Source organism: Paraflavitalea sp. (genome assembly GCF_059502485.1).
Map to the genome: position 1 here is coordinate 3,340,770 of NZ_JCACET010000008.1, position 19,824 is coordinate 3,360,593.

Sequence of the window (19,824 nt, forward strand, 5' to 3'; positions counted from 1 at the left end):
TCAATCACTTTCATGTTATTACTATGAACAATATGCATAGATCTATACCGGCGCTGCTGATCGTTGTTTGTTTATCTGTTGCCGGATGTAAGGACGATCTCAACCTGCCTTACCAGCCTGTTGAAAGTTATAATCGTGTGTATATGCCACAGGCTGTGAACGGTCCTGTCGTACGCACGCTGAAAATTACCGATAGCGTACAATCGCTGGTATATGGTGCCAACTTTGGCGGGCAGGATTATCCTGCTGAAGATATTGCTGTGAACTTTACGGTGAATCAACAGAAGGCGGACAGCTTCAATAATGCGAACAGGACTACTTATCCGCTGTTGCCCGCAGGCAGCTATGCTTTGTCGGCCACTGAAGCGGTGATACCCAAAGGCAAGCTTAGTACAGAACCATTGCTGGTGTCCTTTAAAACCAATGGCGCCGGCGCCATGGTGGCGTTGAAATCTTATATATTACCAATCACGCTGACCGCCAAAACAGGCACCGTGAATGAAGGCTTGCGCACTACTTTCTATATTGTAAAGGCGCAACCTGATCTTAAAGATTATCCCAACTATGACAGGGCTGCCTGGGCTGTTGCCGGTTTCTCCTCGCAGGAAGCCAATGGCGAAGGCGCTAACAATGGCCGTGTGGTCCATATTCTCGACAACAACACTGCCTCCTTCTGGCATACGCAGTGGCAGGGTGCATCTCCCGGTCCACCCCATTGGTTCATTATCGATATGGGGGTTGAGAAAACGTTGCATGGATTGGCTTTTCTGGCACGCCAGGGGGATAATAATGGAAAGCCCAATGAAGTGAATGTACAGGTAAGTCTCGACAATACTGTCTGGACCGATGCCGGCACTTTCAACCTGCAGAACAGCAAAGAGCTGCAATCCGTATTTCTGCCTGAAGGATTCAAGCAGGCCCGGTATTTTAAAGTAATCATTAATACTTCTTATAGTGCCAGCTATACGCACCTGGCCGAGTTGAACGCCTTCTAACAAAAACAAAATATGTTCAGGAAAAAAGTAACGGCATGGGCTGTAGCGCTCATGGTGAATGGAACTTTATTGGCCCAGCCTGGGACACCCGGCAATCACCATGCGCCTGTGCCAGCGGAAATCGAAGACCCCGAAAACATTGGTATCAACCGTGAAGCGAATCATGCCACGTTGATGCCGTATGCAACTTTGCAGGAGGCATTGGCAGGTAAGCGGCATGCTTCTACGTATGCACAATCATTGAATGGTTTATGGAAATTCAATTGGGTGGACTGGCCGCAGAAACGTCCTGTCGATTTTTACAAGCCCGGTTATGATGTATCAGCATGGAAGGACATCAAAGTGCCTTCCAACTGGCAACTGGCAGGGTATGGCACGCCTTATTACAGCAACTTCAATTACATTTTTCAAAGTGATTTTCCACGGATCATGAGTGCGCCTCCGGCGAGGTTTACTGCTTATAATGAAAGAAACCCGGTAGGAAGTTATCGTCGCGACTTCAACCTGCCGGCCAACTGGAAAGGCCGGCGAGTCTTCATCACATTTGATGGGGTGGACGCCGGTTTCTTCCTGTGGGTGAATGGCGAAAAGGTGGGTTATGGCGTGAACAGCCGTAATGCGATGGAGTTTGACCTTACGCAATATGTGAAGCCTGGTAAGAATATGATTGCGGTGGAAGTATATCGTTTTACCACCGGCAGTTATCTGGAAGACCAGGATATGTGGCGGCTCAGTGGCATCTTCCGCAATGTGACGCTGTGGAGCAGCCCTGCCGGGCATATCCGCGATTATCATATTAAAACGCCACTCGATAAACAGTATCGTGATGCCACGCTTGCCGTATCTGCGAAAATAAAGAACTACGGAAGCACGGCTGTGAAAGCGCGCACGCTGGAAGTGGTATTGTATAAAAACGATAAACCTGTACCCGGCGCCAAAAGCCAGCAGGCTGTACCAGCGCTGCAGCCCGGTGAAGAAGTCTCTGTGGAGATCAAATGCCCCGTCAACAATCCGCAGAAGTGGACGGCAGAGACGCCCGTATTGTATACTACTGTGCTCAGCTTACTTGAAGGGGCGCAGACTGTAGAGATGTTATCATCCCGTACCGGGTTTCGGCAGATCGAGCTCGATGGTCGTTTGTTGAAAGTGAATGGTGTGGCTGTGAAACTCAAAGGCGTGAACCGCCACGAGAACTGGCCTGATGACGGGCATGCTGTCACAGAAGCGCAAATGATCAAAGACCTGTTGCTGATCAAGCAGGCCAATTGTAATCATGTGCGTACATCTCATTATTCCAATGATCCGCGCTGGTATGAGTTGTGTGACGAATATGGTCTTTACCTCGTGGCAGAAGCCAACGTAGAATGTCACGGTGCTATGAACCGCTTCAATGAAGAGCCGCGTATGAAGGCCGCTATCGTTGAGCGCAACACTGCCAATACAGACAACTTCAAGAATCATCCTTCTGTAATCATCTGGTCGCTGGGTAATGAGAATGGCAGTGGGGGCACCAACTTCAGGGCGGCGCTTGCGGCTATTAAACAGATCGATCCTGAGCGGCCCACACACTATGAAGGGTTTGGCATTGGCGACAACAATCCTGCCGATATCGACAGCCGTATGTACACCAACGTGGTGGAGCTGGAACAACACGCCAACAGCCAGCGGCTGATGAAGCCTTTTTACTTGTGTGAGTATGCTCATGCCATGTTCAACTCGATGGGATCGGTAGATATTTATAATGATCTTTTTGATAAGTACCCTGCTTTGTTGGGTGGGGCTATCTGGGAATGGCAGGACCAGGGCATTTACAACAACCGTGATCCCAAGCATCCTATTACTGCTTTCGGTGGCGGCTTTGGTGAGTTTCCCAATGACCGTTACTTCATTCATAAAGGCGTAGTGTTTTCCGACCGCTCTCTGAAACCACATTTCCCTGAGCTGAAGCATGCTTATCAGTGGATCAGTATCCGCGCGAAAGATGATGGTTATAAAACGTTTGTCATTAAGAACCGCTACCAATTCCTTGATCTTAGTGGGCTTGGCGCCAACTGGGAGTTGCAGGAGAATGGTGTTGTCATTGCAACGGGGGCGTTGCCTGTTGGAACTATTGCACCCGGTAGGGAAAAAGAGATAGCAGTGCCTTATAACGTGCAGCCCAAAGCCGGTGCTGAATATTTTCTGCGTATTTCTTTTAAACTGTTAGCTGCTACTAACTGGGCGGCTAAAGGTTATGAAGTGGCGTGGCAACAATTCCAGCTGCCGGTGCAAGCGCCTGCAGCCGCACCAACCATTACCGGCATGCTTGCTTTGCAGGAAGATGCCAATGCCATACAAGTGAAGGGCAATGGCTTCCAACTCACTTTCAACAAGCAGAAGGGTACTTTCACACAGCTACAGGAAAATGGAAAAAACTTATTGCAGGAAGGTGGTGGTCCTTTGTTGCATCTGTGGCGGGCGCCTCATCAGATCGATGATACCTGGGCTTCGCCCGATTGGGATAAATATGGACTCAAGACATTGACATGGACAGTTGGCGAAATCAAAACATTACAGCCTTCGCCTGGCATTGTGGAGATCAAAGCCATCCTGACCGGTTCAGGAAAAGAAAACTTCACCGTGGTGCATCAGGCTATTTATACCATAAAGGCTGATGGCGCTATTCACGTGGCGAATGCCGTCAGCTCCAACAAAGAGAATCTTGTACTGGCCCGCATGGGTGTGCGCTTATTCCTTGATAAGTCGCTCGATCAGTTCAGTTACTTTGGCCGCGGGCCGATGGAGAACTATGCTGACCGTAAGCAGGGATTCGATGTGGGCCGCTACAGCAGTACTGTGAAAGCGCAGCTTACGCCTTATGAAAAGCCCATGGAATGTGGCAATCATGAAGATGTGCGCTGGGCCAGTGTGCGCAATGCAGCAGGAGCGGGGCTAACCGTTCAGCAGGATTCTGCGCATTTGCAGGTAGCCGCGTTGCCTTATAGCGATGAAGAGATGGAAAAAGTGGAATATAAAATAGACCTGCCTGACAGCAAGGGAACCGTGTTGTGCATCAGCGCTAGAACGCTGGGTGTGGGTTCGCATGGTTGTGGACCAAGGCCGCTGGAACCATACAAGGTTTACGCGAAGGCTACCAACTTCAGTTACCTGTTACAATTGAAAAGCAGTAAGTAGCAGCATAAGTAAGCAGTTAGTTAAAAAAGCAGCGGCCATCGATGATGATGGCCGTTTGCTTTTTATCACAGCGTAACTAAATTTGTTTTCATGGCTATATGTATGCTATCCGATCACTGCTTCGCGTTCAACTTCTGTTACTTGTTCTTCTTCTCTTGCTGCTTCTTTAGCTGTTGTTGCCGCTACTGCTGTAACTTCTTTCTTGCTGCCTACTGCCACAAAGCTCAATCCAAACGCTGCCAGCAGCAGGAGTCCGCTGATCCAGATCACTTCGTGTACACCAAATGCTGTAATCACAAAACCTCCCAGTAGTGTACCCAGCGTGACGCCTGCGTTGCCAAAAGATACCATCAGGCTGGCTGCCAGTTCCGGCGCTTCCGGCGCCACGGAGGTAGAGCGTGTTTGGCCGATCAGGAAACCGCCGGTGTGTATGAAGCCCCATATAGAAATGATGATGGCCATCGGAATGAACAGACCGCCGAAGGTGTAAGCGGCGAAGTGTATTAATATAAGTGATATCAGGAATACCCTGTTGGTGAGCTGTACATTTTTACTGAGCGCGATACCCGTAAGCCAGTTACCTACAATGCCCGTACCGCCAAATAATAACAGCATCAGGCTGATCTGTCCGCCGCTCATGTGCAATATCTTACCCAGGTATTCTGCGAGATACCCATAGGTGGAGAACATGCCGGCAATCATGATCAGCGTAGCTGTGAGGTTAACCCACAATTGTCCTTTCTTTAAAATGACCAGTTCATCTTTGATGGATGTTTTCTCCGCCACCGGCATGGAAGGCACGAAGAAGGCCAGTGCTGCAAAAGCTACCAGGTTCACAATGCCCGACAAGAGGAATGATGCCTGCCAGTTGAAAAGATCGGCCACATACGTGGTGATGGGAACACCCAACACCGTGGCGATGCTCAAACCTCCCAACACTACCGATACTGCTTTGGGTGCATCTTTAGGTTCTACCTGTTTGGAAGCTGCCACTGTGGCTACTGCCCAGAATACCGGATGCAGGAATGCCGGCAGGATGCGCGCGATCATCAGCATGGTAAAGCTGGTGGATACTGCCGATAAGAGGTTCGACAGGACGAAGATGGCCAGTACCAGGCACATCATCACCTTGCGGTTGATTTTTGAAGTAAGCAGGGTAGTGAAGGGGCCTGTCAATGCAATGGTGAGTGCAAAACCACTCAGCAGCCAGCCTGCCGTATCGATGGATACGTTGAACTCTTTTGCCAGGGTAGGCAGGATGCCGATGACGCCAAATTCAGTGGTAATGATGCCGAAGGCGCCCAGCGCCATGATGTAAATTGATCTTTTCATAAATAGAATAGTTGAGCACCCCGCATCCTTTTTTGCATGCAGGGATTGTTGTTTGCATCTGGTAAAAACAGGCAATTGAATCGTCGGGAAGGATGCGTTCTGTAAGGTGCAGCATCCACCGGTTGAGTAGCGGGGACAGCGGCTAATGCTGTGAATGACCCCGCAAAGATACATAGAAACATCGAAATGTTTCAATATGTTCGGACGCCCCCGATATTTTATACAATTCGTTAACAGTGCCGGGAAGTGGTGGGGCAGGATCGCCTCAAATGGGTTTAGGTACTGCCCGACGCATTATTTAGTCGGTTCCGCAACATTTGGCTTGTCGGTGGCCGGTGTTACAATACCTTTAGTTTAGCATCTGTAAAGATCCAGGGTGCTTTTACAATAATTTACAAAGGTTACATTTTAATTTACAGTTCTAACCTTTCAAGTTGAAAGGATCAAAGTAGTTTCGCTGCTGATCTTTTATTAACTTGCTTTTAGATAAAACAGTTTGAAACTTAAGGCTACCATATTGCTACTTTTTCTTTTCGTGTACATCGCGGAGTGGGCGGCGCTGCCTTTCTACCTGCAGCCCAAGCCGGTGGTAGCAGCTGCAGCACCGAAGAAATGCTGCGCCAAAAAAAAGCAGACCGGTGAGTTGCCTTGCCAGCAGCCTTCGAAAGATTGCAATACCGGCTCCTGTTGTGCCAATTGCCCGATCGGTCATGCCGCTACCCTTACGGCGATGCACCTGCTTAGTGGTCAGGATAACATTATCAAGAAAGAATATTCACTCTATCGCTCTCATTATTTCTATACTTACTACGCCACTTCCTGGAAGCCGCCCAACGTGGGTTGATACATACCGATATCATTTAATTCAATAAAGTAGTTTTTGTTTCATTGTGCGTGGCCTGAAGGTGCACGACCTGAAACTGTATTGTTCAATTATTAATTACAAACTCAATATGAAAAAGATATTCGTATTGGCAGCTACTGCCGTGCTCATGATCAGCGCAATCTCTTATGCCAACAATGGCGACAAAAAACAAGACAAGGAAAAATGCAAAAAGACCTGCACCAAGCCTTGTCCCAAACCATGCAAGGACAAATGCGACAAAAGCAAATGTGCTAAAGCATAACCACATCAGTTGGTAAAACGTGTAAAGCCCTGGCAACGGGGCTTTACGCTTTTGTAATAGTAGCGGGTCGTTCAGTCTGGCCGCTTTGAGCGGCCTGACTAATCGCTGTTGTGCAAAGTCCATGCTTATCTTCAACTTTTGTTTCTCTCCTGACATAGGGCTGACATCAGGAGGTTGTAAGTTTGCGGAAGCCTGCAAGGTGGCGGCTGTTTCACCGGTAAGTATTATCTTAAATATGAAATAAGGAAAGTATATGCCCATCAAAGATGTAGAGACGTTTCAGCCAACCAATCAGCGCGCGTGGAGAGCGTGGCTGAAGGCCCATCATGATAAAAAGGAATCCGTGTGGCTGGTGATGTATAAAAAGGAGTGTAATAAGCCGACCATCGACTGGAGCAGTGCTGTGGACGAAGCGTTGTGTTTTGGGTGGGTGGATAGCATCCGGAAGTCGATCGACGAAGAACGCTTCATGAATTTCTTCACCAGGCGGAAGCCGAAGGGTACCTGGTCGAAGATCAATAAAGACAAGGTGAAGCTGTTGATCGATGAGGGGCGTATGACCCCTGCAGGGTTGGCCGCTATCGAAACGGCGAAGCAGAATGGCTCGTGGACCATGCTGGATGTAGTAGATAATTTGACGATACCCAAAGACCTGAGCGCGGCTTTTAAGGCTTATCCGGGTTCCGCCAGCTATTTCAAGGGACTCAGCAAGTCGGTCAAAAAGGGCATGTTGCAATGGATACTGTTTGCCAAACGTCCTGGAACCCGGCAAAAAAGGATTACCGAGATTGCTTCGCTGGCTGCGCAGCAAAAGAAGCCGAAACAGTTTTGAATAGAGTCCGGAAGTTGGGCACAAGCACCCAACGCGCGGTAGCTGTGCTGCATGCTTGCGCCAGTGCCGGGTTGGGCTAAAGCCCGAAGATTGATTTGTTTATACCCCGGCCCTAAAGGGCCGGGCAATTGGAGCAACACAGCCTATTCAACAGGCGGTAAATGCTTTTACCCACCAATTCTCAAAGGTTGATACATTCCAGATCGGTTAATACATTTTTCCCCTTCATTTAAACATTTGTAGCATCGTGCACAAATGTGCAATAATATCTTGCCTGTCAATCACCAATGACTTGCCTGATGAATTGCAGATCGCTTGTATTTCTTTTTTGTAGTGTACTCTTTGTAAACCAATGTCTCTTAGCTCAATCCAATGCCTCCGGTTCAGGATCAAATGCTGCGGGGCTGACCGATGCCGACTCCCTGCGATTTTACAATACTATAAATACCTACGTGAATCCCGTGTTGCCGGGCGATCATCCTGACCCCACCTTGCTAAAGGTGGGTGACGATTTTTACCATTGTGGGTCTTCGTTTCATTTCAATCCTTACCTGCCAGTTTATCATTCCAAAGACCTCGTGCATTGGAAAGTGATCGGCCGTGTGTTGCCGCCGGGGCAGGCTTCCATGGTGAGCGACCGTCCTTCCAACGGTGTGTGGCAGGGGGCCATCACGTATTTCTATGGCTCTTACTGGATCTATTTTTCTTCCGGCGGGCAGTGGTTTTCCAAGGCTGCTTCACCGGCAGGACCGTGGACGGCGCCCGTGCGCGTGAAAGAGAATGCTGAAACCGGCCCGCTTGGATACGACAACTCCATTTTTGTGGATGATGATGGCAAGCCTTATATGGTGATCAAGAACGGTCAGAAAGTGAACCGTCTACAAGAACTCGGGCGTGATGGCCAACTGGCGGGTTCTGTCATCAACCTCGATTGGATCAATGCCAAATTGCAATACAGCTGGGCCGAAGGGCCGGTGATGTGCAAGCGCAATGGTTACTATTATTATTTCCCTGCCGGTGATGTGTCGGGTGGCCAGTATGTATTGCGGGGCACTGCCCTGACGGCTGATTCTACCAAGTGGGAGCGGCTGGGTAATTTCTTCAAGCCAAGCCCTGATCCTAATAATACTTTCCCACGTCCCAATCATATAGCTGCACCGGTGCAACTGGCGGATGGTACCTGGTGGACCATTGGTCAAAGTTATCAGCGTCGTGGCAATGACGACTGGAGTGGTATGGGGCGGCAATCATCGTTGTACCAGGTGATCTGGGAAAATGACAGGCCCTGGGGCTTGCCGCCCGTGAGTACACCTGTGATGAAGCCGGCACTAAAAAATAACGGGACTGCCTGGCGCAGTGTTCACTCCGATCATTTCGATGCTGATAGTATCGGCGACTGGTGGCATTTTCTTACCAAAAGGGCGGCCGGCAATTATTCTCTCACAGCGCGGAAAGGATGGGTGCGCCTCACGCCGGATAGTGGCCTGACGCACCTGGTTCAAAAGGAAACTGATCATTATTATTCGGCTGTCACAAAGGTTGACCTGGGTAATAAGCAGGTAGCAGCCAAGGGTGGTATCTATCTCACTAATGGCAATCAGCGTGTATTCGTACGACTGTTTTGCGCATCAGATGATAAAAGTATTGTATTGCAACTGGACACGGCCCTGCGGAAAGTATCTTATAATAAAGGAGGAGCCCTATGGTTGAAACTCGAACGTTATGAGCACCAGCTGACGGGTTACTACAGTGCTGATGGCAAGAAATGGTTACCCGTTGGTGCGCCTGTGAGTGCTGTGCCGCTCGATAAAACCCAACCTAATTACAATAGCTGGGTGGGCACGAGCGTGGGTTTATTTGCGGAAGGCGGGGCGGTGGATTTCGATCTCTTCATTTGTAAAGATGGTTTTTCCGCTATGCCTGCTGTTGGCAGCAGCAATCATTACGGGATACAAAAGATAGCGCAGGAGCGTGAGGAGGTTGTGACCAATCAATCGACGTTTGGCGGTTGGTTGATGATATCGGGTGTCGATTTTGGTAAGGCCGGAGAAGCCAAAGCGATCGAATTGGAAGCTTATGCACAAAAAGGAGGGGTGGTAGAAGTACTGCTGGATGGCCTTGAAGAAGGAACACGGCTGGCAGCTGTTCCCATCAAACCTGGTAAGACAGCTACTCATGTGTATTCATTACGCAGGGTAGCGGGTGTTTCCGGTCAGCACGATCTGTTTATCAGGTTTCCTGCTGGTAATCAGCAGGATATATTTGTCAAGCGTATTCGCCTAAAACGCGATTAGACATTATTACTCTCCTTTTGGCAATTCGTACCCTGTGTGTCAGTATGACAATTGTAGATTCGTGCGTTGTTATTTTCGTGTTCAGTGCCATGTGACCATTTTCTACACCTAACGCTTTGATAAAATTGTTTATTTAACTAAAATGATTGCTTTATGAACTGTGAACGCATCTGCGGCCGACATGCTCCCTTCCGGCCATTTTCCCAAACATCATCATCAGAATTACACAAAAGCCAGTAAAACCCTGTAAGCGGTCCGGCGTATAGAGCCTGCAGCATTGACCATCATTGGTTAAGGCTCATGGTAAGATAGTCTGTTGTGGGCTGCCGGGCCCTTATTGTCCTCACATTAAATATCATATAGCTAATGCTCAACATGAACTCTAAACAAAAGTCCTGGAAATGGCTGGTGACCACAGCGGTAACGCTGTCGATGGCACTTGTCTGTTCACCCTTGCTGGCGCAGGATGCCCGCGTTGTGCAGGGCGTAGTGCTGGACGAGAAAAAAGTACCGGTGGCCGGCGCTACTGTACAGGTAAAGCAAACGACCATCAGTACAGGTACGACCCTGGATGGAAAATTCAGCTTGCGCGTACCTGCCGATAAAAACATTCTGCTCATCAGCTTTGTGGGCAAGGTGGCGCAGGAAATCAACATCCGTAACCAGAACAATATTATCATCAACTTAAAAGACAGTGTCATTGGCCTGGAAGATGTGGTGGTAGTGGGATATGGCCGGCAGAAAAAAGAAAGTGTGGTGGCCGCGGTGTCTACCACCACCGGTAAAACGCTGGAGCGTGCAGGTGGTGTGTCCAACATCGGCGCTGCGCTTACCGGTAACGTGCCAGGTCTCATTACTGCACAAAGTACTGGTTTGCCCGGTGAGGAAGATCCACAGATCATCATCCGTGGCCGCAGCACCTGGAACAACAGTAATCCGCTTGTATTGGTGGATGGTGTTGAACGCCCGATGACCAGTGTGGATATCGGATCGGTAGAAACCGTGAGCGTGTTGAAAGACGCTTCCGCTACTGCTGTGTTCGGTTCCCGTGGTGCGAATGGGGTAATATTAATTACCACTAAAAGGGGTAAGACCGGTAAAGCTTCTATCCGCGGAACCGTGAATACCATCATGAAAGTGCCTTCCAAACTGCCTGGTAAGGCTGATTCCTATGATGCGTTGCGTACGATCAACGAAGCCATCGAATATGAGCTGGCGCTGAAGCCTGAAAGCTGGAGTGCGTTTTACCCGCAAGACATTCTGAATAAATATCGTTATCCTGCCAACCTCGCAGAGGCAGAGCGTTATCCCAATGTGGACTGGGCGAAAGCGTTGTTCAAGGATTACGCCATGTCGCAAAATGCCAACCTGAACATCAGTGGCGGTACGCGCTTCGTGAAGTATTTCACCAGCGCCGACTTCCTGCATGAAGGTGACCTTTTCAGGATCTATGATAACAGCCGTGGTTATAAACCGGGGTTTGGTTTTACGCGTCTGAATGCGCGTACCAACCTCGATTTTCAATTGACTCCTTCTACCTTATTTAAAGTAAACCTGTCGGGTTCTTATGGTGTAAGGAAAAGTCCCTGGGGCTTTTCGGGCAACCAATATGGTCCGTGGATAGATGCGTATACCACAGCGCCTGATGTGTTCATGCCTGTGTATGCAGATGGTTCCTGGGGTTTCTTTGCGCCCAATGAAGGCCGTGCGGAAAACTCAGCGCGTAGTCTTGCAGTGGGTGGTATTCAATACCAAACGACTACACGTATTACGACCGACTTTACCCTGGAGCAGGATCTTGGTATGCTGTTGAAGGGGTTGCGTTTCAATGGTACTGTTTCTATGGATAATACTTTCATTGAAAGCGACCGTGGTGTTAACGACCTGTACAATGATGTGCAGCGTAAGTGGATCAACCCTGAAACAGGTGCTGTTACTTATAAGAATGCGTTTGACGCGGTTACGGGCTTCGACTTCCAGGAAGGTACCAAATGGTCTCCGGCTGGTGGCGCCGTAACAGGCAACCAGCGCAGGCTCTTCTACCAGCTGCAGCTGAACTATGCAAAAACCTTTGCGAAAAAGCATGCGGTTACGGCTATGGGATTGCTTAACCGTAACATTACCGCCAATGGTAGCATGATCCCTTCTTACCGCGAAGACTGGGTATTCCGTGCCACTTATTCTTATGATAGTAAATACACGATCGAATATAACGGCGCCTATAACGGTTCTGAGAAGTTTGCGCCTGATTATCGCTTTGCCTTCTTCTCATCCGGTGGTGTGAACTGGATCGTGTCTAAAGAAAAGTTCATGCGCGATATTGCCTGGCTCGACCTGTTTAAGCTCAGGGCTTCGTATGGACAGACTGGCTTTGACGATGTAGCTGGCCGTTTCCTTTACCTCACAGAATGGGCCTATGGTGGCCGTGCGAGGTTGGGGGTAACGGGTGAAGCTGCTGAACAGAGCCCTTACAACTGGTACCGCGAAGCTACGGTGGGTAACCCCAACGTGCAGTGGGAGCAGGCGGAGAAATTCAATTTCGGCGCCGACTTCGAATTGTTTAAAGGCTTCATCAGGGGTAAAGTAGATTTCTTCCGTGATAAACGTTCCAAGATATTGTTGGCCAACCGTACATCCGTGCCTTCTTACTTCGGCGCCACGCCGCCGGTAGCCAACCTTGGTAAGGTGAATGCGCAAGGTTATGAACTTGAGTTGCACTTCAACCATTCAACGGCCAGAAATCTTCGTCTCTGGGCTGACCTGAACATGACGCACACGAAGAATAAAGTGATCGAAGCAGACAATCCTGCTTTGTTGCCTGCCTACCAGAAATCGGAAGGCTTCCAGATCGGTCAGGCTTATTCTTATGTAAGCCAGGGTTATTACAATACCTGGGATGAACTGTATGGCAGTACTATCCACAATGCCAACGATAACCAAAAGCTGCCCGGTAACTACTATATCGTAGACTACAACGGCGATGGTGTTATCGATGCACAGGATAACATTCCTTATGGCCATACCGGCTGGCCGCAGAACACTTACAATGCCACGTTTGGGGTAGACTGGAAAGGGCTGAGTGCTTTTGTACAGTTCTATGGTGTGAACAATGTTACGCGCCAGGTAGTGTTCAACAGCCTTGGATCACAAAATCACATTGTGTATGATGAAGGCAGCTACTGGTCTAAAAATAACCCCAATGGTGATGTGCCTATGCCCCGCTGGTTATCCACGCCGGCTGGCTATTACCGCGGCAATCAATATATGTTCGACGGATCATACGTGCGTCTGAAGAACGCAGAGGTCGCTTATACGTTGAGCAAAGGACTGGTAAAGCGCTTAGGACTGGAATCTCTGCGGATATACGTTAATGGTAACAACCTTGCCGTTTGGAGCAAGATGCCTGATGACCGCGAATCGAACTTTGCCGGTACCGGCTGGGCATCTCAGGGAGCCTATCCTACAGTAAAAAGATATAACCTCGGCGCAAACATTACATTCTAAACACGGCTATATGAATAAGAATATAAAAACATTGATGGTGGCTTGCCTGGTAGCGATTTTGCCCGGCTTCACATCGTGCAAGAAGTTTCTCGACAGGGAGCCGCAATCCATCGTAGGTGGAGAACAAGCGTTCAAAAACTTTATCAATTTCCAGGGTTTTACAGAAGAGCTATATCATTGCATTCCCGATTTTTCCAATGCTTATTGGACCAATTGCTGGAACTGGGGCGAAGATGAGATCCAGTCTACCTCTTATGATTTCCATTTCGTGGTAAAGATCGATAATGGTGATTTCTGGGGCTGGCAGGCGCAGTTCGACGGCTGGCAGGCCGGCTGGATGGACCGCAACAATACCAGCACCAATGATGACCGCTTTTCCAAGTCGCTCTGGAGACTCGGCTGGTATGGCATCCGCAAATGCAATATGGGTTTGGCAAATCTCGATAAGCTCACCGATGCTACGCAGGAGGAGAAAGACCTCATCAAAGGACAATTGTTGTTCTTCCGCGGCTGGTTCCATTTTCAGTTCATCCAGTATTTTGGCGGCTTGCCCTATATAGACAAGGTGCTGGCCGGTGATGAAAAACTCACTTTGCCTCGTCTTAAATACAGTGAGTGTGCCGATAAAGCAGCTGCCGATTTCCGCGAAGCAGCCAACTTGTTGCCCACGGATTGGGACAACACTACTGCCGGTAAAAGAACATTGGGTAAAAACCAACTACGCATCAACAAGATCATGGCGCTGGGCTATCTTGGTAAGAACTATCTGTGGGCTGGCAGTCCGTTGATGAACTATGTATCTGGCGGCAGTCAAAATTACAATGCAGAATATTGCAAGAAGGCAGCAGAGGCATTCGGAGAGTTATTGCAACTGACTGAATCCGGTGCTGCGCCTCACAAGCTGGTTGAGTTCTCAAAGTACTATACCAACTTTTACTCTACCGGGCAGAACTGGCTGATGCCGGGCGCTACCGAAGCTATCTTCCGCGGTCCTTATTATGGTGCGCATGGTACTACTTATAATACTGCCAAGCAATACCAACCCAACCCGCTGTCGCAGGAGTCGGTAAAATTCCTGCCTACTGCGAATTATGTAGATAATTATGGTATGGCGAATGGTTTGCCTATTAAAGATATCACCCAGGCAGATGCAACGTCAGGTTATGATCCTTCATATCCCTGGAGAGGAAGAGATCCCCGCTTTTACAATGATATCGTATATGATGGTGTAAAATGTATCCAGGGCGCCACCACCAATGAAGGTGCCCGTTATGCCAACCTGTTTACAGGCGGTAGCTACCGCAATATTTCCAACGGCAGCCGTACAGGATATGTGTTGTACAAGTTCATACCGATGACTGCGAATGAAATGGACCAGGGTTGGAGTTATGACAAGGCGCTCAACATTCACCTGCCTTATATGCGGCTGGCAGACATATACCTGATGTATGCCGAAGCGGCTGCGCAGGGTTATGGTTCTGCTAACGGCAAATCAAGCAACTTTGGCAAGACTGCTGAACAAGCCATCAATACGCTGCGCGACAGGGCAGGTGTGGGGCATGTTAACGCCCAGTTTCTCGGTTCCCTGGACGCTTTCACGGGTGAAGTGCGTCGCGAGCGGGCGGTGGAATTGTCTTTCGAAGGACACCGCTTTAATGACCTGCGTCGCTGGATGCTCCTGATCAAAAGCCCCTATACCCTGAAGAAGTCTATTGAATTCGACCGTGCACCGGGATTCAATAACGCTGATCCTAAAAACAACCGTGTTCTTAACATACGCGAAGTGACGATCCTGGAGCGCAGGTATACTGAAAAGCACTATTGGTTCCCGCTGAAAAATGCTGACGCCAATATGTACCTCGAGTTCGCACAAAACCCCGGTTGGTAATTATTGAGTACAGTCAAACCCGAAAATTCATGAAGCAAATAAAAAATATAATGGTATTAGGTGCGCTGATGGCAACAGCATCGTTGTCACAAGCGCAGGATACCGTCATCAATAATACAACCTCCAATGCCCCCGATCCTGAGGCTGTGCAGGTAGCCTTCCGCAAGGTGAATAAGAAAGACCTGCTGGGCGGTGTGTCTGTGGTGGATGTGGCCACACAAATGAAGCAGAACTACATGACCTATAGCCTGGAGAATATGGGTGCGTGGGCGAATGGTTTCAATGGTAATAGTAACTGGGGCATGGGCAGCTACCTGTTGGTGATCGATGGTGTGCCACGTGATGCAACCAACGTATTGCCTACCGAAATTGCGCAGATCACCTTCTTAAAGGGCGTCAATGCAGTGGCGCTCTATGGTAGCCGTGCTGCCAAGGGCGTGGTGTATATTACCACTAAAAGAGGTGAGGTGGGCAACCAGCGTATCAATGTGCGTGTGAATACCGGCATGCATGTGCCGAAAGCCTATCCTGAGTACCTGGGTTCGGCCGAATACATGACCCTGTACAATGAAGCGCGCCGCAATGATGGCCTCGCAGACTTGTATACTCCTGAAACGATCTACAACTATGCATCCGGTAAAAACCCGTACCGTTATCCGAGCGTAGACTACTATTCCGACGAATACCTGCAGAAAGTTTTCGGCCGTCATGATGTTACGGCAGAAATTTCAGGCGGTAACGATAAAGCACGTTATTACACCAATATTGGCTACATAACTGCCGGTTCGCCGCTCAACTTCGGAGAGGCTATTAAGAATGATAAGTCCGACCGCCTCAATCTGCGTGGTAATGTTGATATCAACCTCAGTGATTACATTAGTTGCTTTGTAGATGCTTCTGCTATCTTTTATACCGGCAAGGGCGTCAACACCAACTATTGGGGCAGTGCTGCTACGTTGCGCCCTTACCGCTTTTCGCCGCTCATTCCTATCGATATGATAGAGCCGGAAGATGAAGCCTCACAGATCTTTGTAAGGAACAGCAACCACATCATCGATGGTAAATACCTGCTGGGTGGGTCGCAACTGGACCAAACGAATCCATTTGCAGCTATTTATGCCGGTGGTAACAACAAGTACACCAGCCGCCAGTTTCAGTTCAATACCGGTGTAAACGCCGATCTCCGCAATGTGCTGAAGGGGCTTACGTTCCGCTCTACTTTTGCGGTGGATTACAATACTTCTTACAACCTCGCTTTTAACAATACCTATGCCGTGTACGCACCTACCTGGAATACTTATTCCGGTGTAGACCTCGTGAGCAATCTTACTCAATATGGACAGGATGCTACGACGGGCGTGCAAACTGTGAGTAATAGCTGGTATAGTCAAACTATTGCCGCTACTGCCCAGTTCAACTACATAAATTCCATCCGGGATAAGCATAATCTCTCAGCTGTGTTGCTGATGAATGGATGGCAGCAATCCGAGTCGACTGTGTATCACCGTACCAGCAATGCCAACCTTGGTTTGCAAATGGGATATAATTATAAGAACACCTATTACGCCGATTTCAGCGGAGCGGTTTCGCACAGTGCCAAACTGCCTGAAGGTAACCGGACTGCGTTGTCGCCCACTGTATCACTGGGCTGGCGCCTCAGCAATGAAAACTTCCTGCGTGGAAACAGTGTCGTGGATGACCTGCGGCTGACTGCTTCAGCAGGTATCGTTCATACCGATCTCGATATCACTTCCTATTACCTCTATCAGGGCGTGTATACTCCACTGGGTAGCTGGTTTGGCTGGAAAGATGGTACCGGTACCCAGGCTACTGAATCGCGCAGGGGCGATAATCCTGAAATGAAATTTCCCAAACGCGAAGAAGTGAGTGTAGGTGTGGAAGGCTCTTTCTTCAAAGGACTGGTGAAGTTTGAAGGCAATTTCTTCGTCAATAAGATCACCGGTAATATCATACAGGCAGGCGTATTGTTCCCGTCTTACTTTACTACCGGGTTCCCCGTTTCTTCTTTTATTCCTTATGTAAACTATAACGACGATAAACGTATCGGTTTCGATTTCAGCCTGGGCCTTCACAAAAAGCTCGGTGAAGTAGATTGGAACCTTGGCATCGTGGGTACTTATTACAAAACTACCGCTACCAAGCGTGCGGAGGTATACCAGGATCAATATCAATACCGCGCGGACAAACCGCTGGATGCGATCTGGGGTCTGCAAAGCCTTGGCTTCTTCCAGGATGCCAATGATATTGCTGCTTCACCCGCACAAACTTACGGACAGGTTAAGGCAGGCGATATCAAATACAAAGACCAGAATGGCGACAACGTGATCGATTCAAGGGATGAGGTATTCCTCGGCAGAGGCGGCTGGTTTGGTGCACCCCTATCACTGGGTGTGAACCTGAGCGCCAAATGGAAGAACTTCAGCTTCTTCGCACTGGGCACTGCTCAGTTAGGTGCGTATGGTATGAAGAATAGCTCTTATTTCTGGGTAGATGGAGAAGACAAGTATTCCATAGTAGTACGCGATCGTTGGACGCCTGCCACAGCAGCAACAGCGAAATACCCCAGGCTCACCACTTTCAACAGCGACAACAACTTCCGGTCATCTGATTTCTGGATGTACAGGGCCAACCGTTTCGACCTGTCCAAAGTACAGGTGTCTTACGATCTGAGTGGCGTGCTGGGTGATAAGGATTTTGTGAAAGAACTGGGCATATATGTGAGTGGGTTCAACCTGCTTACGCTTTCAGCTGAACGCGCTCTTATGGAAACTAACATTGGCAGTGCGCCGCAAACCCGCTTCTATAATCTGGGTGTAAAGGCTTTATTCTAACAAGCTGATGCATTCAATCAAGTATATGTATATGAAGAGAAGTATTATTATCCTGCTGGCTTCGGTCTTCCTGTTGGGCAGTTGCAAGGACCTGCTGGAGCCGGCTATAGAAAATAACCGGCAACTGGACCCTGATGGGTTCATCCCCAACGATGCCCGTTTTCCTTTCGGTGTATTGCTCAATGGCTACAACCGTATGCCTACGAATGGCTGGACTTTCAGCGATGTGGCTACAGACGATGCGGTGAGTAATGATCAGACCAATGCTTTTTTGAAAATGGCCAATGGGCAGTGGACAGCCAACAACAACCCCCTGAACCAATGGACCAACTCCTACGCAGCCATCCAATATCTCAACATCATGTTGCGCGATGTGGATACGGTGAAATGGGTAGCTGATCCGGTGGTGAGTAAATTGTTTGGCATGCGTGTGAAAGGGGAAGCTTATGGTCTGCGTGCCTACTTCCTGTATCACCTGCTGCAAATGCATGGCGGCGTAGGAGAAAGCAATCAGCTGCTGGGCGTATCCCTGCTGCTAAATGTGCAAGGTACCAATTCCGATTTCAACCAACCCCGTGCCAGCTTCGATGCCTGCATGAAACAACTCTATAGTGATCTCGACCAGGCAGAAGCGCTATTGCCGCTGGATTATGAAAATATTCCCAACGCATCGCAAATACCGGTGAAGTTTGGTGCTGTTACCAAAGAGCAATATGACCGGGCGTTTGGATCTGCTTACCGCGGATTTCTCACTGGCCGTATTGCCAAAGCGATCCGTTCAAAAGCGGCGCTGCTGGCTGCCAGCCCGGCTTTCAATACCAGTTCTGCTACTGCCTGGGCCGATGCTGCCAACTATGCAGGAGAAGTATTGACATTGAAAGGTGGTGTGAATGCACTGGCGCCCACCGGATTGACCTGGTATTCCAACACGGCTGAAATTGCAGGGCTGGCTGATGGCGCCAACCCTCCCGAAATATTGTGGCGCAACAACTATGGCGACAACCGTGATCTGGAGCAAGCCAACTATCCTCCCAGTTTGTTTGGTAATGGACGGATCAATCCTACCCAGAACCTGGTGGATGCTTTCCCTGCTGTGAATGGATATCCTATCACTGAGCCTGCCAGCGGATATGATGCTGCTAATCCCTATGCCAACCGTGATCCACGTTTGCGCCAGTTTATCCTGGTGAACGGTGGCACAGCTGGCCCGAATAATACCGTGATCACTACGGCGGCTGATGGCACTACCAACGATGCACTGAGCAAGGTAGAGACATCTACCCGTACCGGCTACTATATGCGCAAACTGCTGCGCCAGGATGTGAACCTGAACCCCACATCGGCTAACAACCAGCGCCATTACAAACCCCATATCCGTTATACCGAGATCTTCCTCAACTACGCCGAGGCTGCCAACGAAGCCTGGGGCCCGACGGGAACCGGCAACCAGACCTTCTCTGCGTATGATGTGATCAAAGCGATCCGTAAAAGAGCTGGTATCGGTACTGCCAATAATGATGCTTATCTCGAAGCAGCGAAGACCAGTAAAGAGCAAATGCGTGCGCTGATCCGCAACGAGCGCAGGCTGGAATTGTGCTTTGAAGGTTTTCGTTTCTGGGACCTGCGCCGCTGGAAAGCAAGCCTTACGGAAACAGCGAAAGGCGTGAGCATCCGCAACAACGTTCCTTCCTTTATCAATGTGGAAGGAAGGCAGTTCCAGCCATTCATGATCTATGGCCCTATACCTTATGGCGAGATACTGAAGTTTGGCGCACTGGAGCAAAACCAGGGATGGCGATAAAAGATTCTATTGACTTATTGAAAAC

The 19,824-nt window shown here is 49.1% G+C and carries 11 protein-coding genes; 10 read left to right on the top strand and 1 reads right to left on the bottom strand.

Annotated features, from left to right (window positions below):
- Positions 1-32: 32 nt before the first annotated feature.
- Together AC5JBY_RS15745 and AC5JBY_RS15750 are read left to right on the top strand one after the other, a co-directional pair.
- Complete coding sequence (locus tag AC5JBY_RS15745) at positions 33-995, top strand: BT_3987 domain-containing protein (protein ID WP_495905567.1); 963 nt, start codon at positions 33-35, stop codon at positions 993-995.
- Between the two features lie 12 nt (positions 996-1,007).
- Positions 1,008-4,169, top strand: coding sequence for a glycoside hydrolase family 2 TIM barrel-domain containing protein (locus AC5JBY_RS15750; protein WP_495905568.1), 3,162 nt, complete (start codon positions 1,008-1,010; stop codon positions 4,167-4,169).
- Between the two features lie 105 nt (positions 4,170-4,274).
- On the opposite strand, the gene AC5JBY_RS15755 is transcribed toward AC5JBY_RS15750, so the two are convergent.
- Entirely contained in the window at positions 4,275-5,501 is a 1,227-nt protein-coding gene (locus tag AC5JBY_RS15755) for an MFS transporter (RefSeq protein WP_495905569.1), read from the bottom strand.
- Between the two features lie 496 nt (positions 5,502-5,997).
- On the opposite strand from AC5JBY_RS15755, the gene AC5JBY_RS15760 reads away from it, so the two are divergent.
- The 8 genes from AC5JBY_RS15760 (at position 5,998) to AC5JBY_RS15795 (ending at position 19,799) form a co-directional block, all read left to right on the top strand.
- Positions 5,998-6,345 (top strand): hypothetical protein, encoded by a 348-nt coding sequence (locus AC5JBY_RS15760; RefSeq protein ID WP_495905570.1) that lies wholly within the window; start codon positions 5,998-6,000, stop codon positions 6,343-6,345.
- 109 nt (positions 6,346-6,454) lie between these two features.
- Positions 6,455-6,628: a hypothetical protein gene (locus AC5JBY_RS15765; RefSeq protein WP_495905571.1), complete on the top strand. Its 174-nt coding sequence runs from the start codon at positions 6,455-6,457 to the stop codon at positions 6,626-6,628.
- Between the two features lie 253 nt (positions 6,629-6,881).
- Positions 6,882-7,460, top strand: coding sequence for a YdeI/OmpD-associated family protein (locus tag AC5JBY_RS15770; protein ID WP_495905572.1), 579 nt, complete (start codon positions 6,882-6,884; stop codon positions 7,458-7,460).
- A gap of 299 nt (positions 7,461-7,759) precedes the next feature.
- Positions 7,760-9,754 carry a family 43 glycosylhydrolase gene (locus tag AC5JBY_RS15775; RefSeq protein ID WP_495905573.1) on the top strand — a complete coding sequence of 665 codons (1,995 nt, stop codon included), beginning with the start codon at positions 7,760-7,762 and terminating at the stop codon, positions 9,752-9,754.
- A gap of 375 nt (positions 9,755-10,129) precedes the next feature.
- Positions 10,130-13,258 (top strand): SusC/RagA family TonB-linked outer membrane protein, encoded by a 3,129-nt coding sequence (locus AC5JBY_RS15780; RefSeq protein ID WP_495905574.1) that lies wholly within the window; start codon positions 10,130-10,132, stop codon positions 13,256-13,258.
- 10 nt (positions 13,259-13,268) lie between these two features.
- Positions 13,269-15,146 (top strand): RagB/SusD family nutrient uptake outer membrane protein, encoded by a 1,878-nt coding sequence (locus AC5JBY_RS15785; protein ID WP_495905575.1) that lies wholly within the window; start codon positions 13,269-13,271, stop codon positions 15,144-15,146.
- Positions 15,147-15,175: 29 nt separating this feature from the next.
- Positions 15,176-17,998, top strand: a complete 2,823-nt coding sequence (locus AC5JBY_RS15790; RefSeq protein ID WP_495905576.1) for a SusC/RagA family TonB-linked outer membrane protein — start codon at positions 15,176-15,178, stop codon at positions 17,996-17,998.
- Positions 17,999-18,029: 31 nt separating this feature from the next.
- Complete coding sequence (locus tag AC5JBY_RS15795; protein WP_495905577.1) at positions 18,030-19,799, top strand: RagB/SusD family nutrient uptake outer membrane protein; 1,770 nt, start codon at positions 18,030-18,032, stop codon at positions 19,797-19,799.
- Positions 19,800-19,824 lie beyond the last annotated feature (25 nt).

Bases quoted from the DNA above. Each gene is read 5' to 3' on its own strand.
- AC5JBY_RS15745 (WP_495905567.1), top strand. From the start codon at position 33: ATGCATAGATCTATACCGGCGCTGCTGATCGTTGTTTGTTTATCTGTT.
- AC5JBY_RS15750 (WP_495905568.1), top strand. From the start codon at position 1,008: ATGTTCAGGAAAAAAGTAACGGCATGGGCTGTAGCGCTCATGGTGAAT.
- AC5JBY_RS15755 (WP_495905569.1), bottom strand. From the start codon at position 5,501: ATGAAAAGATCAATTTACATCATGGCGCTGGGCGCCTTCGGCATCATT.
- AC5JBY_RS15765 (WP_495905571.1), top strand. From the start codon at position 6,455: ATGAAAAAGATATTCGTATTGGCAGCTACTGCCGTGCTCATGATCAGC.
- AC5JBY_RS15770 (WP_495905572.1), top strand. From the start codon at position 6,882: ATGCCCATCAAAGATGTAGAGACGTTTCAGCCAACCAATCAGCGCGCG.
- AC5JBY_RS15775 (WP_495905573.1), top strand. From the start codon at position 7,760: ATGAATTGCAGATCGCTTGTATTTCTTTTTTGTAGTGTACTCTTTGTA.
- AC5JBY_RS15780 (WP_495905574.1), top strand. From the start codon at position 10,130: ATGAACTCTAAACAAAAGTCCTGGAAATGGCTGGTGACCACAGCGGTA.
- AC5JBY_RS15785 (WP_495905575.1), top strand. From the start codon at position 13,269: ATGAATAAGAATATAAAAACATTGATGGTGGCTTGCCTGGTAGCGATT.
- AC5JBY_RS15790 (WP_495905576.1), top strand. From the start codon at position 15,176: ATGAAGCAAATAAAAAATATAATGGTATTAGGTGCGCTGATGGCAACA.
- AC5JBY_RS15795 (WP_495905577.1), top strand. From the start codon at position 18,030: ATGAAGAGAAGTATTATTATCCTGCTGGCTTCGGTCTTCCTGTTGGGC.